This window comes from Bacillus sp. XT-2, from assembly GCF_025696525.1.
In the GTDB taxonomy this organism is placed as follows: domain Bacteria; phylum Bacillota; class Bacilli; order Bacillales; family Bacillaceae; genus Bacillus; species Bacillus halotolerans.
This window is the reverse complement of sequence record NZ_JAHVOC010000001.1, coordinates 912,393-926,253: the sequence shown is the minus strand read 5'-3', so window position 1 is coordinate 926,253 and position 13,861 is coordinate 912,393. Positions and strand designations below refer to the sequence as shown.

The following is a 13,861-nucleotide window of genomic DNA, read 5'->3' as shown; positions in this document are numbered from 1 at the left end:
AATAACCCCCATAGTATTCTTGCTCATATCCTCTCTGTTCAGATCTGTAGTTAAAAAAATTCAATGCTTTATTACCTCCCGCTGGGTTATTGAGGTGTATATGATACATCTAATTCAAAATCACATTTTGGATGCAGCCTCCAAATTTGATGTCCTAAGTATGTTTTCCTAGCGTAATTCAGACAGTTCCTTGTCCCACTTTTACTTCCGTCATAAACAGCTACTATTGCTTCACTATGATCAATCATGTATTCATTTCGTTTCTGCATCTTAGCTGGCGAAAACTCACCTGGTACAGCTTCACTAACTTTATATTTATCTAATTCTTCAACATTGATAATCTCATCTGACACATCAAGCATACGTTTGTACCACATCTTTTGTTCTGCAGACCACACTCTATCTTGTTCTTTGAATGGTGTAGCAATTATGTTTTTGATATGTGGGTATTTCTTCTTTAGAATATGTACACACCAGCAAGCAGCCTGATCAGTTCCTAACGCTCCTCCAGTTATAAACCTAGACTTCTCTTCTTTTATGATTAACTCCTCAATCACTTCAAGCAGCTTATCTTTGAGTTTGAGCATTGTGGGATTTTTCATATCATAGCCACCCAATTTATTTGGTCTGTGACCGGTAAAGCAAACTGTCTTCTTTCTCAGTGTTTCTTGTTCTTCTTGTATTCTTTCACGTTCTTTTTCCTCTTCAAGCCATTGCTTTTTCCATTCTGGATCCCTCAGTTTCGCAAAATCAATCGCCATGATGCATTTTCACCATCCTATAAACAAATCTTTTGTAGCTGATCATCTAGTTTTCTAAACAACTGCTGAACCTTATCAAGCTTTTCATCTTCAAAAATAATGGCATCTTCTTTAAGAACTGCAGCTTTTGATAAAGGAGTGTTTGAATCATGTTGTACACTATGAGCTATCCCGCCTTTATTTAATACATCGTAATACATACCTATCTTATCCCTGTACCAGTAGCTTGCGTCTGAACATTTCATTATCCTTAATTTCATTAACTTTCACCTCTCATTTCCGTTAAAACAGTCTTTTTATTCAGTGTAAGAATGCTTGACAGACCCACTTGTCTACACCATCATAAATTTCAACTTCGCAGTGTTCTCCATTTTCATATTTCCAAGCTCCTTGATATTCATCATTAAGTACATCAAATTCTTTATTTTCTTCATCAATTACTTGTGAATCTGTTAGCTCACACATATAATCTCCAAACTGGACAACGACCGCTTCCAAAGTTTTGTTTCTGTCATATATCACACGGATATCTTTCACTTTAAAACAGCTCCTTTTTCTTTAAAACTTCAATTTTATTCAATCACTTCAGATAAATGCTCTTCCTGAATTATTGTTTCTCCCTTTGTATCTAGTATTTGAATTTGCAAAAGTGAAGGTAAATATGAAGAAGACTCATTTTCCATGTCAATTAATGAAGATATTTTTTCAATTTTCTCGTTTAAATTTGCTTTTACTTGTTTCTCTATCTTCATGTGAACATAATCCCTATGTTTTGTAAGATATTCTATTCTGTCCTCACATAATCTAAGCTCTTCTCTGGCCTCCGAAAGCAGGAAATTTAATGCAACTTGTGTCCTTGTTTGATACTTTCTCATATAGCTCCTCTTTTCATTAAAATTTTACTTTTATCCAAACTGCTTTCTCCAAGGGACATTGCCCACAACACTGTGATCAAGCATTTCTTCGCAACTTTTACACAGAGTTGATTTAGTTATCGTCATATGGAATGAGTCCCACTTACCACAACAATGACACGTCTTATCAAAGGCTGCTGTCTCCTGTTGTTTTTCCCTTTCAAAGCCGGTGCCAGTTAACAATAAGCCGTTACTATAAAGGTAGTTCTGTCTTACTTCTGCTTGTACACTCCATGGGTATATTCGCTTCTTTAAGTACCTTTGCAATAATGACTTGCTTTGGTTACTTCCGATCTTCATGAATTCTCTATTTTCAGTAAGGTCAACTGTTCTTTTCATCACTTCGTCCTTTTGAACAGCTTTTTAAACCAACTTTTCTTTTCGTTAACCACTGCAAATCCGGGGTTATTCATCCTAAACCCATTTGCTATCTTGTCCATGTTGTTTAACTGTATCTTCAATTGCTCGATATCTTGGGGTGTATTGATGGTCATTGCAATATTGGATTCTTTTGCTTCCTGTACTTCGGAAATCATCTTATCTAAAGTGAGATCGCAATATTCATCTTCCCAGTCACCTATGAAATAAAAACGTTCAATCAAAGTACCACTCGATTCATCTTGAAAAGTGCCAAATAGAATTGGATCTTTATCTCTTCGTTCTTTTTCGACTTGCCTTTCAACCTTCCCCGTATAATCTGTAAACACCACGTAAAAACGATCCAATTTGTCTTTCACTTTGCTGTATTTGATGATGACATCATCAGGGATTTCACGTTCGTAATTTTCAAGCTCAATAATTTTGACTGTATCTTTTGCAATGTTATCTATGTATTCTTCAATATCATCTCGATAAACAAACGTATCAATACCAAGCTTTACAATCTCCCTTTCTTTTTCAATTGACTCTAAGTGGAATATCAGTTTCTTTGCAGCTTTAATTTGATTGGTTTGCTTATATTTATTGAGTAATACCAAGCAATTGTCGTAATACCTTTGAAGCTCTTTGTCTGTAACCTTATTTTTCTTTGATTTAATCATGTCAAAATATTGATTTGGTTGTAACATTTCCATCTTTCCACTCCTTTACTAATCTAATTCCCTCATTTCCTCCCTATCAAAAAATTTCACTAAATAAAAAGTGCTCATCTTTAAATCCATAGGTTTCACTGAATAGCATATTGCCGTACCTATCATCATTGTCTGACCAATGTTTAATTCTGTCGGAAACTTCCACGAAGCGTTTCAATCCTGTAGCATCTACAACTATATAAACAAACCAGTAATCAGACTTCCTAGTTGCACATCCGGAAAGTTTAAAAAATTCACTAACTTTTTCTGAGTTAAAGTCCTTTCTCCATCCTTTAGAAACTTTCCATTCACGCTCAAAGGCCATTATAATCTGGTTCTCCTTAAATGGTTGCTTATTGAAATCGGCTGATTCTTTAGTAAAACCCTTAGCAACGATTTTATCTCTTTCATACCTTTGAGTCTTAGCATGTTTTAATGGGATATCTTTTAATTGAGCAAGGTCTGTTTTTTGAAGCTCCTCTTTGCTAATAAATGAAATAACCTTCCCGTTTTTCAAAACCACATTCGGCATATATTCTGTTTTACAGTTTGAGCACCGCTCGTTAAACCAATCATCTTCGACATATAAACCTTCTGGCGCTCCTGAAACAACATCCCCCAACTCATAATCTAATAGTAAGCATTCACCCCATTTAAACTGAATTTCTGTTTTCTGTTGATTTTTACAATTAGGACATTTAATTTGACCAATAAAGCTATCAAACATTCCCATTCAATCACCATCCTTTTTTAAATAAAATGCATCTTTTATCTAGACTGAAACCTCAATTACTCAAAGTCCATCGTTATTTTACTTCAATACTTCATTCGGTAGCATCGTCCCACACTCGTAAATATCCATATGCCATAGTTCCAATTGGCCTTCGCTGCAGATGGGTCAAAGAATATTTTCCTTCACTCCGCGCCCTCCTTATCTTCTTCCGCTACTAATTCCCATATAAGTTAAATAAATTTTTACATGGATTATATTTGAATATATAGTATTATTAAACTTGTAAGACTATTATCCCTAACGAAAAGGAGCATCAATCATGCAAATTAAAAAAGTAATTGCAAGTTCAGTTCTATCACTCGCTTTGCTAGTTTCTTCATCTGCTTTTTTTACTGCTCAAGCAGAAGCTGCTAGCCCTAATGAAACATGGAAGCATTGTACTTCAGAAATATTTGGCCCATACTCTTCTAGAAATGCAATACCGGCTATTTATAACGACGGTACCTATAATTGGTACTTAAAAGGTGCGAAAACTTACTCAGGTATTTGGTATGGTGCATTTGAACGTTGTTGGTACTCAACACCTGTATGAGTGCTGACTTTTAAAGAGGGAATCTTCCCTCTTTTATATTTTCACAACAAGCTCTCGTCAATGATCAGCACCATTTCTTCTTCATTAGTTAAATCCTAAATCACTTCTTCATCGGGTTAATTTCGTTCATTGTGCATCCTCCTTATTTCAAACCTTTCTTTATTTCTGACGGAGCCTTACTTGATTTCACAACGGAAATGTGTTCCCCCGCTTCATCGCCAACCAGACTTAATTCGATTTTTCTTTCGGGAATGAGTTTCCCTGTCCATTGTTCTAGTGCGATAAAAGCGCAATGTTCTTGTCCTCGTCTACACAATTCTTCCGCAATAACATCGAAAGCTTCTTGCAATGTGATTTCCCGATTGAACCCTTTTTTCTTCTTGAGTCTTGCTGTTTTTGGTTTTCTCATTTCAATACCCCTCCTGCTGCCGCTGATGATTGACAGCGTTTTTCTCCATGTACGCAGCTTCAATTTGTTCATGGGTTAATCCAAACATTTTACCTAGACCGATAAAACCCGCAAAAAACTCATCGTAAGTATCAAATAACTTTTCTTCAAACCAATCTTCATGTATTGCTTTATATAAGTCCGAAGCATATCCAAACAAGTGGTTAAACTGGTTTACAATAGTGAAGTCAGTCCACTTCCCTAAATTTTCGTGTGCATATCCAATTCGGTTCCCAATGCTCAAGATAAAATGCAGGCAGTCCACGTATTCCTCAAGCAGTGGATTTTTATAATATTCTTTTGCAGTCTGTCCCTTTTTATCTATTACACAAATTCTAGGTTCTCTGTCATTGCTCCAATGCTTAAAGCCGCGCCATTCATTTGCACACTCGGCCAGCTCCACCTGTAAAGCGAGAATAAGATTTGGCAGCAAGTCCTGACCTTCCAGCCCCTTCTCTTTGATAATCCGTTCATCAAGCGCCTTTTGCATTTCGAACATTTTTTGTAGATTCAAGCTATTCCCTCCTAAAATATAAGTCTGAATAAAACTTACATTTTATACACTAATTTTAATTTTGTGATCTGAGTGAACAATTACAACGTTCAATATGTACCTACTTCTTTACTCTTACTCACTTCTTCTCTTAACATATCTTCAGCTATATACATCCCCTCGTAAGCATAATCGATTATTGAGTGAAATTCTCCGATAACCCTTCGTAAATTTTTCTCTTCTTTGTATGCTTGTAATCGCAAAACCGCTTTTGTTAATTTATCGAGTTTTTCATCAAGCAACATAGCTCTCTTTATCATCTCCTATATACATATTATTTGTATTTGAATAAACTATAACCCATCATTTAATATCTGTCAATTAGATTCGGCCAATTTATGTGACCGAATCTAATTTTAATCTGAGAACATAAAGATCAATTCATTGATGTCATCCCTCAGCTTAACGAGGCTTTGTGGCGTAATTGAAATTGTAATATCTAATTTCTCTCCCTTGAAGCCAAGTAGGAATTGATAATGTTCTGAAGTCAGCAATTTTTTTGTGAGTCTTAGACTAACCTCTTTGTAATTATCTTGATCAACAAATATATTCAAAACAATACCTTCATTCTCCTCTTGCTGCTGATTACATTATGTTTAATGGAGTCTTTCTTTTTTTATTTTTACTCAGGCAATTCTTCTGTATTTGTTATTTCATATTCCATATCATTTAATTTAAAATTCTCAACTGATCCGTCAGCTTTTAAAAACGAGACTTCTTTAGACAAAAGTAAATTTTCACAAATCCTGGCTACCAATGTTTCAGAGACTTCTGGACTATCTGCTTTGTTTTTGAGTACAATTTCCAGACTCAGTGCAATATTGTTTAAATAACCTGCCATCCTCATTCTCCTATGTTCAATTTTCTGTGATAAACCCTTAAGACGCCAAGGGAACGTGCGTTCTGTTTTGTATAATCATTATACATAGAAAGTAGGTGTTATGCTAGTGGTTATTTATCGGCTTCGTATGGTATGATATGTATTATGTCTTTCCATAACAGAACGCAGGAGGATGTCCGATTATGATTAAAGTTGAGATCGGGCAATGCTTGATACCTGAACTATGTAGAAAGAAAGACATTACAATCAATGAACTTTCAGAGATAACTGGGATCAAGAAACAGCAGCTGAGCGACTATAATCGGTTGGTTAAAGTAGACATGTCTATTAGAACTGCAAAAAGAATTGCTGCTGCTTTAGATTGTAATGTCGAAGACCTCTATGAATTCAAGGTTGAAAGGCATTGAAACGACTAAGACTTTGGTCTTGGTCTCCTCCTTAGTAAACCATATGGTTTACATGACCATCTTACTACATTTAAACATGTATTTAAAGTGATTATTTTGTCTATTTTTGTCGAAATGCGAATTTTTTCACAATTTTTGAGATAAAAGAAAAATCCATTTAACCAAAATAGTCAAATGGATTTCTTATTTAAATGGTCGTCTCTTTTAGACCTAGTTCTTCTGCGTAATATTTATTAACTTCTTCCTCATTAATATAATCTTGCATTGAATAAACTGCTCGATATTTGGATTTCACTCTTAAATTAAAGTCATCTAAAATCTGATACCTTACAGAGTTATCAATAACCCCTTTTTCTTTATAAAGCTGATATGCTCTATACAAATGACCAGATCTAACAATAGTGTTTGGTGTTAAAAAGTTAATTTTAAAGAACTCAGATATATCAGTAATTAGATTAGTTATGACAAATTTGCTTGCTTGGCCGTCTCCTTTGTTGGACGTTCTTTTTGTTTTAACTACATAATCATTTTCAACTAAAAAGACTTCTTTTGTTTGGCCTTTTGCCTTCCCATTCTTTAATTTATATTTAGTTTCCTGAGCTGCATTTAAGGCAATAACAAGACATTCACTACTTACTTTTAGTTTTCGTTCACCGTGTTTTGAATCATGCAGGGTTAAAACGTTACCGTTTAGCATCGCATCCTCAACTTGCTTTTTCGTTAAACTTAGCAATTCAGAATGAGCTAAACCTGAAACCCCTTCAAACAACAGCCTTAATACAGCCTTTGATTGATAATTAACTAATTGACTTTCCATTTCTTCTAATTCACTATAAGTAATATATAATTTTTTATCCCCAAGACACTCATAAAGCTCTTCTTCTGAAATAGTTCTTGCTAAATTGGTTAATCCTTTACTTAACTTATATGAAATTGCCCAATCAATATACAATGACAATAATGCTAAGGTTCTCCGAACACTACCGATAGTGGTTTGATCGAATGATCGTATTAGCTCTAAAATTTGCATTGATGTGAAATCATAAATGTCTTTATTATATAAAGTCTCAGTAATCTCTGCTTTAGCAAAAATAGGCCTCATCTGCAAAACCATACCCTCAGATAAGGTATCTATATATTTTTCCTTAATCTCACTATTGAACATTGCAGCAAACAACTCCTAAGTAATTACTCGTCTATTTTTAAATTGTTAAAGAAATTCCATATCTTTTGTGGTGACTTAGCGTTCCCATTCTTGTCTACTACACCTAGTTCATCCCACAACTTATTTTTCTTACTAAAGTCTATAGAGCCTAAAACATCAGTAATCTTACTTTCCAAATCCTCCAGACTTACCCCATCTAATTGCAATTTCTTAGCTAATCCCACATATCCATTAAAGAACAAATAGTTGTTTACAAAACTCCTCTTCCGTTCTTTTGCTATATCACCTAAGAACTCATCTACAAATTGTGTAGCTAAAGCATCAAAGAAAGATGTAAGGTATCTTGCAGTTTTTAATATGTCTGCCTGAGTAGAAAAATCTTTTTTAGAATAGCTTCTTTCAATTGCCTTTTTGAAGTCAGAAAAAGTTATAAGCAAGTTCTGATTTTGATTTATCCAGTCTCCATTTGTCTTTATATAATCACCAATTATGCTATTATCCTGAATAAACTTAACAATTTTGTTTGAATAAACATTTTGGCTCATCTCGGCAACTTTAGATTTTTTGACTGGGTTTATTGTGTTTTGTTGCCCAAAATGCTCTCTCGCCCTTTTTTGAGTGTAGTTATAGATGTCTACTTTAAAGGTTTCTTCAAACAAATGATCTAACTCAGGGTGCTGTCTTATAGCCATAGTAATACCTATTAGCCGGTGATACCCGTCTAAAACGTCTAGAATGGTGTCTTCAGTCACTGTAAGCGACATAGTATCGTCATCATATATTAATTCTTCGCCACCACTTGCGCTTCCAACACGTGCATTAAACGTAAAAACTGATTTAATTAATTTCCCCTCTAAGAACAGTTCCTTTATTTCTTCAACCGATTGTTTATTGAGCTGCGGTACAGGTATCTCAATATCTGATCCCTCTAGTTTTTTCGTTTTGTTTGTTCTTTGAGCATTAGGATTATAGTGCAATAACTTATTTTCAAATAGCATAAACAACTCTTTAGCAGTGATTGGGAAGAAATAATTATCATCCGAGTACTTTACAACTTGTTTGAATGTATACGGAAATTTTATATCTTCCTCCACAGATCCTTCCCATAAAGTTTCAATTTCTCTCATATCCGTTTCTGTGAAGTAATTTCGTGGATTAAACCTTTCACTTTCAAGAACTGAGTATAGTGACTTGGCTAAAAAGTACATATATTCTTTAGAAATTTCGACTTCTGGATTTTCTATATCGTAAATTAATTTTTGTGTTGTCCCTGGAGCAATTTTATTTTTAGCCATCTCTAATTGAATATCGTTAATAAATGATCTTATGTGTTTATTTTTCGAGATAGCATCTTTCATTTCTGAAAGCAGTTTCTCATTTGCAGACTGATCAAAGATCACTGTCATATAGCCTTTCACCTCATGTCATGTTGCTAAATTTAAAGTTACCAAAGGCAATCTGGTTAATCAAGAAGAATTATCATTTGAACTGAGTAATATGCCGAAAAAATGATTATCGCTCATTTACATGCTTTATAAACTTTTTTAATGTAAAAAGATCAGTGTTTTCAAAAAAACTAATAAAATCCTCTTTAGTTGCTTCATATAGTGGATTTAAATCAATTTTTTCATCCATTGTTACACCAGCAGAGTTCGCTATGTTAATCTTTCTGCTCATATATCTCTCTGTTGTTAATGTGTTTTTATGATTTCCTTGTTCTTTTGCTGCAAGTAAATCGTGACCAGAATTCTCATAGACATAGTCAATTCCTACACCCTTAAATGAGTGTAAGACTAATTCTCTTTCAGGAGGTATACCCATCCTTTTTTTCGACCTTTTCAATGAGTGTCGTAAAGATTGTTCCGAAAGCCCCTTAAAAACCAATTCAGTTTCACTGTCATCCTCTTCCTTCAGCTGCAACAATTCCTCATAAAATACCTGGTTAATGCCTGTAGACACAACCTGAGATCCTTTATCAATAACTGTTACTATATAATGGCCTGTACTTTCATCATGCTGTATGTCGCTCCATCTTACGCGCAAAATCGCACTTACACGAAAAGAAGTTCTTATGGCGAATTTAACAAACAGCTTTTTCATTAAAGGCTTTTGCCTTTCATTTATATACATATCCTGGGCAATTCTTTCCGCTTCTGTCTGGGTTGTTTTATCCCAGTTTTTAGTTACTGTTTTAAGCCTTTCGACAGTATTAAACACCGACAAATCAATATAGTCCTTATAATCATGCTCCAAATATGTATAGAGCATCTTAAGGGAGGTCATTTTTCTGTTAATACTATTATTAACTAATCCCTTTTCCTGAAGATACTTAACATAGTTGCTTAATTCACTTTTAGTTACAACTAAATCATGGGGAACTAAACTTTTGACATCTTTCCCTTTAATCACACTAAAGAACTGCTTAATATCCCCTTCATAATTCTTTCTTGTGTTAGACACTCTTGTAGTTGATGAAGGCATCATATAGTTAGAATTCCCTGAGCTACTTCTTATATCTTTATTGATTAAAAAGCCTTCGATATCATCGTAAACAGCATAATTTTTTAATTGTTTAACTTTATTTTGCATTATCTTCTCCTCCTTTCTCATCCAATAACTCATCAATAGAGAAATTCAATACCAGAGCGATAAGCTTTATGGTTGTAACATCTGATTCATCTGACATTTCAATGATTTTGTTTAATGTCTGAATATCAATCATTGTTTCCCTCGACAATTCCTCTATTGTGATGCCACGTTTGACCATTAGCTGTTTTATTCGCTCTGACATGTCAACCTCCTATTTTTTATGTATACTATAGACTGCAGTGCGTATATGTTATGGTTGATAAATAAACTCTTCAAATTCAATTGCAATGTGTCGTTTTAAATTCTTAACAAATTGTATTAGGGATCTAAAATGTGGATTATTTTCAATGCTTCTTTTTAATCCATCTCCACCTAATAATACTCTATTTAGATCTTTTAATAATGCTGCTATCTCTATTTTTGCACCATGTAGATCATCTTCAGTTTTTGCATGAACAATCATATTCCTTATGTTTAGTACACTCTCTATGTAAGTTTGTTTCGCATTTAAAACAAATTCGGCATCAATATCTTTATGATTTGTAGACCTAAGTTCTACAACATGCATTATTAATCCTCCTTGTACTCACTTAACAATTTCATGTATCCTTTAGTTAGTTGTTTTCGAACATTTTCATTCTTCATTATTTTTGACTTTTCAATGCTTTTTTCATGAAAAAACAAATCATTTTTAACTAAGCTTTCAACTTTCTTTTGGTAAATGGTTTTATGCATTGTCATACTGTTTTTCAAGTAACTAATTGCGGACATACCACCAACCTCCTATATACATATTTTTTATCTTTTACATCTATAGCAATTGTAATGCATTACAAAAGGGAAGTAAAGATTTTTTTAACGACAAATAGCACATTCTACGCAATTTTTTTTGCGAATGTGCTGCTTTGTAATGCATTACATTTTGAATTAGGGTGTATGTACTTGAAGTTGATCACTAGATGTTATAAAAACTTAATATTTAAGTGATGGCCTTAAAACTACAAAAGACGCTTAGCTCAAAAGAGCCAAACGTCTTCCTTTTCTCTGATTAATTTAATTAAGTAAATGATAATACTAATAACTTTATGTGTCAATGGATTTTATGCTCCACGTGGCATTCCAGCAACCTCATAATCACCTGAAGCTTGTTGGATTGAAGAATCTGCACTTATGTAAGAAGTGCCTAGTGCGCCCAAGATAACTAAAGCCATAATAAGTTTTTTCATTGTCTCACCTCCTTTAAAGTAAAAGTAGTTCTAAAAGTTTTTGATTTTCACCCATCTTTTGCAGTTCTAACAACGGCAGCCTAATAAGGAATTTGTCATTAGACTTTTTAAAATACTCGATTGAAGAATAGAAACTTGCTTTATTTTGTTCGAGCCTCCCTTTCAAATAATGATGCATTGCAAGCTCATTATCGTTATGACGTAAACGATCTAGTTTATCCAAAACTTCTTTTGCTTTGGAATTTTCATTAAAGTTGATAAAACAATGAGCTTGCTCCTGCAAATCTATAATTGACTCAGATTCAAAATTAATCCACTTATTTTCTTTGCGCCATACATTATTTAAGAAGCACAAAGCCTGCTGGAAAATCATGTTGTAATTTTCATTTTGAACAGAAACGCCTAGCCCTTTTAAAAAGTTTTCTTGAGCCAATTCATAATTCGAAAATAAAAGAGAGTTACCAATTGTTAAGTAGCTGAAAACCTGAAATCTCTGGATATTTGTACTTTCTAATGCCATTTCAGAGTACTCTCTGCACTCCTCTAATGAATTTTCATTTAGCTTTATATTAGACATTAGAACATGAACTCTTGTTTGATATGTATTTCTAATGTACATGTTTTCAGAAATCTCACTTAGGTCAATTTGTTTTATTAGTTGGGCCATCGGAGAAAAGTTACCAGTGCTTAAATAATGATAAAGCAGCAAGAGTCTTGAGAAAGAATTCATTTCAGGTGTCTTAATATTTAATTTACCGAGTCTTTTCACTGCCTCAAATTCAGTAATATCACAGTTAGACAGTTCTCTATGTATTTTATACACTTTTCCATATTCTTTACTTTTCATATTACTGCAAGAAATCATTGAATCTATTAAAACATCTTCTATTTCAAAAAACATATTTGCATCAGCGTACTCCAATGCACTTCTTGCTGCCTTTGTCTTAACATCTAGGTTTAAACAGTAATCTTTCATTAATTCATATTCACGGTCTGGATACTGACTTTTAACAATGTTGACTATTGAAGAAAATTCATTAAAAGTTTTCCCATCATGGTTTAAGAAGTCATAAAGAGGATTGGGGTTTTTAAGGCCAGCTACTGTTGCCCATTTATTCATTAAAGAGTTGTCATTTTCCAAGTCTTTCTTCATAGCTATCCTTATTAACTCCATTATTTCCCCTCATTTCTTTTTGTTGTCTTTATTGGTTAACTTAATAATACTATAGATCACATTACGAGTCAATTACTTTGTACATATTTTTTGTATTTGTATTCTCTTTAAAATTCCTATTTTATTGAAACTGCCTTCTCAGTTGAGAAGGCATTGTTGACTACAGCATCTCTGCATAGCTAACCCCATCTATCTTCCCAAATTCAACTTTTTCAGGAAGAAGATTCACACCGCGTTTTTTAAAATCTATAGTGGATAACACCCAAGAAGTCAAATCTTCTGGTAATAACCTTGCTGTTGGATCACCTGCTTCATCCTCAATAGTAGCCAATGGATGTGTGCCAATAAAACCGACAGACAACACAGTATATACCCTTCCGGTTTCAGAATCGTTCTTTAAATTTGGTATATCTAATTTTTTATTTTTATTAATATCGCTAAAAATTTTAGCTCCAGCCCCATTTACAATATAGCTCACAATTTATTCCCCTCTCTTTTCAGATAGCTTTCCAATTCGATTAGCAAATTTCTCGTAGTAAATACTTAAGCTATTATGGATGTGATCCGAAGAGTCTACACCAATTAACGAGGATTTTTTTGCATTTTCATCATTTCTTTTAACATAAGGCGTTTTGAGTCTGCAATGTTGACCTCATCTGAATAATTCCCCTGCTCCAGGTCAGTTAACGCTTTTTCCATTAAAATGATTGCCAATCCAATATCATTTAGGCCTTTGTCATTCAATTCATTTACTAATTCTTGTACTCTTGTCAATTTAATTACCCCCGTTTTTTCAAAAATCTATTCGCCTTTTTCTTCTTTGTGTCTACAATAAGAACATAAACCATCTTCATAAATATATACTGCACCAAGCATCTCTTCCCATGGGATTTTTTCGTAGTCTCTACGACATTGTGAAACGTAATTCACCTCCCCAACTCCATGTTTTAAAAAAACATACCATTGTTTTTCTGTTAGATTCTCAGCCCCTTGCTTAAGTATTTGCCTCGCAATCCCTAACGCAGCTGAATCTTCAATCAATTCATTATCTAGAACTTCTTTTAAATAATACTGAAACATCTCAATGTCTTTTAATATACGCAATTTAAGTTCCTGAATTTCAGCTTTTTCCACTGTAGTTCCCCCCCCCTATAAACTTCATTTTTTTGTTATTTGCGTGTTTATCAGTATACGTTTAACAAATTAGTAAGGTTTCAAGCAATTCTTCTATTGAAGCAATTCTTCTTCATTTAAGCCTCTTCCATTCAACACACTCAAACCGCTTCTGATACAAGTCTTCAAGTATAGCAGCCCATTCAATCCAACCTTCAGCAACAATGCTCTTCTTTTCCCCACCTTCAATCCACTCTATCCAATACACATGAACA

Annotated in this window: 26 protein-coding genes; 2 read left to right on the top strand and 24 right to left on the bottom strand. The window is 33.8% G+C overall.

Annotated features, from left to right (window positions below; all coding sequences use genetic code 11):
• Positions 1-86 precede the first annotated feature (86 nt).
• Genes KXD37_RS05190 through KXD37_RS05160 form a run of 7 tightly spaced genes read right to left on the bottom strand, consistent with a single transcriptional unit; the run spans position 87 to position 3,478 of the window.
• The gene (locus tag KXD37_RS05190; RefSeq protein ID WP_263463335.1) at positions 87-761 is read right to left on the bottom strand and encodes an SLOG family protein; all 675 of its coding nucleotides are present in this window, start codon (positions 759-761) and stop codon (positions 87-89) included.
• Positions 762-778: 17 nt separating this feature from the next.
• The gene (locus tag KXD37_RS05185; protein ID WP_263463334.1) at positions 779-1,021 is read right to left on the bottom strand and encodes a hypothetical protein; all 243 of its coding nucleotides are present in this window, start codon (positions 1,019-1,021) and stop codon (positions 779-781) included.
• A gap of 40 nt (positions 1,022-1,061) precedes the next feature.
• Positions 1,062-1,298 (bottom strand): hypothetical protein, encoded by a 237-nt coding sequence (locus KXD37_RS05180; protein WP_213420327.1) that lies wholly within the window; start codon positions 1,296-1,298, stop codon positions 1,062-1,064.
• A gap of 35 nt (positions 1,299-1,333) precedes the next feature.
• Positions 1,334-1,636, bottom strand: a complete 303-nt coding sequence (locus KXD37_RS05175) for a hypothetical protein (RefSeq protein ID WP_263463333.1) — start codon at positions 1,634-1,636, stop codon at positions 1,334-1,336.
• 30 nt (positions 1,637-1,666) lie between these two features.
• Positions 1,667-2,014: a hypothetical protein gene (locus KXD37_RS05170; protein WP_263463332.1), complete on the bottom strand. Its 348-nt coding sequence runs from the start codon at positions 2,012-2,014 to the stop codon at positions 1,667-1,669.
• Positions 2,014-2,748, bottom strand: coding sequence for a hypothetical protein (locus KXD37_RS05165; RefSeq protein WP_263463331.1), 735 nt, complete (start codon positions 2,746-2,748; stop codon positions 2,014-2,016). The genes KXD37_RS05170 and KXD37_RS05165 overlap by 1 nt, the downstream gene beginning before the upstream one ends.
• 43 nt (positions 2,749-2,791) lie before the next feature.
• On the bottom strand, positions 2,792-3,478 hold the full coding sequence (locus KXD37_RS05160; protein ID WP_263463330.1) for a hypothetical protein: 687 nt from the start codon (positions 3,476-3,478) through the stop codon (positions 2,792-2,794).
• Between the two features lie 319 nt (positions 3,479-3,797).
• Here KXD37_RS05160 and KXD37_RS05155 point away from each other — a divergent pair, with 319 nt between their 5' ends.
• A complete protein-coding gene (locus KXD37_RS05155) occupies positions 3,798-4,070 on the top strand; it encodes a hypothetical protein (RefSeq protein WP_213419261.1) in 273 nt (90 codons plus the stop codon).
• A gap of 142 nt (positions 4,071-4,212) precedes the next feature.
• Here the strand turns inward: KXD37_RS05155 and KXD37_RS05150 are convergent, their stop codons facing one another.
• The 5 genes from KXD37_RS05150 to KXD37_RS05130 all read right to left on the bottom strand — a co-directional run bounded on the left by KXD37_RS05150 (position 4,213) and on the right by KXD37_RS05130 (position 5,912).
• Positions 4,213-4,479: a hypothetical protein gene (locus KXD37_RS05150; protein WP_263463329.1), complete on the bottom strand. Its 267-nt coding sequence runs from the start codon at positions 4,477-4,479 to the stop codon at positions 4,213-4,215.
• 1 nt (position 4,480) lies between these two features.
• Positions 4,481-5,032, bottom strand: coding sequence for a dUTP diphosphatase (locus KXD37_RS05145; RefSeq protein ID WP_263463328.1), 552 nt, complete (start codon positions 5,030-5,032; stop codon positions 4,481-4,483).
• An 89-nt stretch (positions 5,033-5,121) separates the two neighbouring features.
• A complete protein-coding gene (locus KXD37_RS05140; RefSeq protein ID WP_119996858.1) occupies positions 5,122-5,316 on the bottom strand; it encodes a hypothetical protein in 195 nt (64 codons plus the stop codon).
• A 111-nt stretch (positions 5,317-5,427) separates the two neighbouring features.
• Entirely contained in the window at positions 5,428-5,625 is a 198-nt protein-coding gene (locus KXD37_RS05135) for a hypothetical protein (protein WP_119996859.1), read from the bottom strand.
• A 68-nt stretch (positions 5,626-5,693) separates the two neighbouring features.
• Positions 5,694-5,912 (bottom strand): YopT family protein, encoded by a 219-nt coding sequence (locus tag KXD37_RS05130; RefSeq protein WP_071578959.1) that lies wholly within the window; start codon positions 5,910-5,912, stop codon positions 5,694-5,696.
• Positions 5,913-6,094: 182 nt separating this feature from the next.
• On the opposite strand from KXD37_RS05130, the gene KXD37_RS05125 reads away from it, so the two are divergent.
• A complete protein-coding gene (locus KXD37_RS05125) occupies positions 6,095-6,319 on the top strand; it encodes a helix-turn-helix domain-containing protein (protein ID WP_004399410.1) in 225 nt (74 codons plus the stop codon).
• A 187-nt stretch (positions 6,320-6,506) separates the two neighbouring features.
• Here KXD37_RS05125 and KXD37_RS05120 read toward each other — a convergent pair whose 3' ends face one another.
• The 12 genes from KXD37_RS05120 to KXD37_RS05065 all read right to left on the bottom strand — a co-directional run bounded on the left by KXD37_RS05120 (position 6,507) and on the right by KXD37_RS05065 (position 13,854).
• Positions 6,507-7,484: a hypothetical protein gene (locus KXD37_RS05120; RefSeq protein WP_263463327.1), complete on the bottom strand. Its 978-nt coding sequence runs from the start codon at positions 7,482-7,484 to the stop codon at positions 6,507-6,509.
• Positions 7,485-7,507: 23 nt separating this feature from the next.
• Positions 7,508-8,890, bottom strand: a complete 1,383-nt coding sequence (locus KXD37_RS05115) for a DNA sulfur modification protein DndB (RefSeq protein ID WP_254517580.1) — start codon at positions 8,888-8,890, stop codon at positions 7,508-7,510.
• Between the two features lie 106 nt (positions 8,891-8,996).
• Positions 8,997-10,073, bottom strand: coding sequence for a tyrosine-type recombinase/integrase (locus tag KXD37_RS05110; RefSeq protein ID WP_263463326.1), 1,077 nt, complete (start codon positions 10,071-10,073; stop codon positions 8,997-8,999).
• Entirely contained in the window at positions 10,063-10,275 is a 213-nt protein-coding gene (locus tag KXD37_RS05105; protein ID WP_263463325.1) for a helix-turn-helix domain-containing protein, read from the bottom strand. Before KXD37_RS05105 ends, KXD37_RS05110 begins: the two co-directional genes overlap by 11 nt.
• Positions 10,276-10,323: 48 nt before the next feature.
• Positions 10,324-10,641 carry a hypothetical protein gene (locus tag KXD37_RS05100; protein ID WP_263463324.1) on the bottom strand — a complete coding sequence of 106 codons (318 nt, stop codon included), beginning with the start codon at positions 10,639-10,641 and terminating at the stop codon, positions 10,324-10,326.
• A gap of 2 nt (positions 10,642-10,643) precedes the next feature.
• The gene (locus tag KXD37_RS05095) at positions 10,644-10,844 is read right to left on the bottom strand and encodes a hypothetical protein (RefSeq protein WP_004399418.1); all 201 of its coding nucleotides are present in this window, start codon (positions 10,842-10,844) and stop codon (positions 10,644-10,646) included.
• 329 nt (positions 10,845-11,173) lie between these two features.
• On the bottom strand, positions 11,174-11,299 hold the full coding sequence (aimP, locus tag KXD37_RS05090; protein WP_009967508.1) for a lysogeny pheromone peptide AimP: 126 nt from the start codon (positions 11,297-11,299) through the stop codon (positions 11,174-11,176).
• Positions 11,300-11,312: 13 nt separating this feature from the next.
• On the bottom strand, positions 11,313-12,473 hold the full coding sequence (locus KXD37_RS05085) for an AimR family lysis-lysogeny pheromone receptor (RefSeq protein ID WP_263463323.1): 1,161 nt from the start codon (positions 12,471-12,473) through the stop codon (positions 11,313-11,315).
• 160 nt (positions 12,474-12,633) lie between these two features.
• Positions 12,634-12,951 (bottom strand): hypothetical protein, encoded by a 318-nt coding sequence (locus KXD37_RS05080; RefSeq protein WP_263463322.1) that lies wholly within the window; start codon positions 12,949-12,951, stop codon positions 12,634-12,636.
• 104 nt (positions 12,952-13,055) lie between these two features.
• Positions 13,056-13,247 (bottom strand): hypothetical protein, encoded by a 192-nt coding sequence (locus KXD37_RS05075; protein WP_263463321.1) that lies wholly within the window; start codon positions 13,245-13,247, stop codon positions 13,056-13,058.
• A gap of 27 nt (positions 13,248-13,274) precedes the next feature.
• Positions 13,275-13,607 carry a hypothetical protein gene (locus KXD37_RS05070; protein WP_263463320.1) on the bottom strand — a complete coding sequence of 111 codons (333 nt, stop codon included), beginning with the start codon at positions 13,605-13,607 and terminating at the stop codon, positions 13,275-13,277.
• A 112-nt stretch (positions 13,608-13,719) separates the two neighbouring features.
• Positions 13,720-13,854, bottom strand: a complete 135-nt coding sequence (locus KXD37_RS05065; RefSeq protein WP_263463319.1) for a hypothetical protein — start codon at positions 13,852-13,854, stop codon at positions 13,720-13,722.
• Positions 13,855-13,861: the final 7 nt, after the last annotated feature.

Excerpts from the sequence above, each read along its gene's own strand:
- KXD37_RS05140 (WP_119996858.1), bottom strand. The coding sequence starts at position 5,316 with ATGTTGCTTGATGAAAAACTCGATAAATTAACAAAAGCGGTTTTGCGA.
- KXD37_RS05170 (WP_263463332.1), bottom strand. The coding sequence starts at position 2,014 with ATGAAAAGAACAGTTGACCTTACTGAAAATAGAGAATTCATGAAGATC.
- KXD37_RS05105 (WP_263463325.1), bottom strand. The coding sequence starts at position 10,275 with ATGTCAGAGCGAATAAAACAGCTAATGGTCAAACGTGGCATCACAATA.
- aimP (WP_009967508.1), bottom strand. The coding sequence starts at position 11,299 with ATGAAAAAACTTATTATGGCTTTAGTTATCTTGGGCGCACTAGGCACT.
- KXD37_RS05125 (WP_004399410.1), top strand. The coding sequence starts at position 6,095 with ATGATTAAAGTTGAGATCGGGCAATGCTTGATACCTGAACTATGTAGA.
- KXD37_RS05185 (WP_263463334.1), bottom strand. The coding sequence starts at position 1,021 with ATGAAATTAAGGATAATGAAATGTTCAGACGCAAGCTACTGGTACAGG.
- KXD37_RS05150 (WP_263463329.1), bottom strand. The coding sequence starts at position 4,479 with ATGAGAAAACCAAAAACAGCAAGACTCAAGAAGAAAAAAGGGTTCAAT.
- KXD37_RS05085 (WP_263463323.1), bottom strand. The coding sequence starts at position 12,473 with ATGGAGTTAATAAGGATAGCTATGAAGAAAGACTTGGAAAATGACAAC.
- KXD37_RS05110 (WP_263463326.1), bottom strand. The coding sequence starts at position 10,073 with ATGCAAAATAAAGTTAAACAATTAAAAAATTATGCTGTTTACGATGAT.
- KXD37_RS05190 (WP_263463335.1), bottom strand. The coding sequence starts at position 761 with ATGGCGATTGATTTTGCGAAACTGAGGGATCCAGAATGGAAAAAGCAA.
- KXD37_RS05175 (WP_263463333.1), bottom strand. The coding sequence starts at position 1,636 with ATGAGAAAGTATCAAACAAGGACACAAGTTGCATTAAATTTCCTGCTT.
- KXD37_RS05115 (WP_254517580.1), bottom strand. The coding sequence starts at position 8,890 with ATGACAGTGATCTTTGATCAGTCTGCAAATGAGAAACTGCTTTCAGAA.
- KXD37_RS05130 (WP_071578959.1), bottom strand. The coding sequence starts at position 5,912 with ATGGCAGGTTATTTAAACAATATTGCACTGAGTCTGGAAATTGTACTC.
- KXD37_RS05120 (WP_263463327.1), bottom strand. The coding sequence starts at position 7,484 with ATGTTCAATAGTGAGATTAAGGAAAAATATATAGATACCTTATCTGAG.
- KXD37_RS05160 (WP_263463330.1), bottom strand. The coding sequence starts at position 3,478 with ATGGGAATGTTTGATAGCTTTATTGGTCAAATTAAATGTCCTAATTGT.
- KXD37_RS05095 (WP_004399418.1), bottom strand. The coding sequence starts at position 10,844 with ATGTCCGCAATTAGTTACTTGAAAAACAGTATGACAATGCATAAAACC.
- KXD37_RS05165 (WP_263463331.1), bottom strand. The coding sequence starts at position 2,748 with ATGGAAATGTTACAACCAAATCAATATTTTGACATGATTAAATCAAAG.
- KXD37_RS05155 (WP_213419261.1), top strand. The coding sequence starts at position 3,798 with ATGCAAATTAAAAAAGTAATTGCAAGTTCAGTTCTATCACTCGCTTTG.
- KXD37_RS05100 (WP_263463324.1), bottom strand. The coding sequence starts at position 10,641 with ATGCATGTTGTAGAACTTAGGTCTACAAATCATAAAGATATTGATGCC.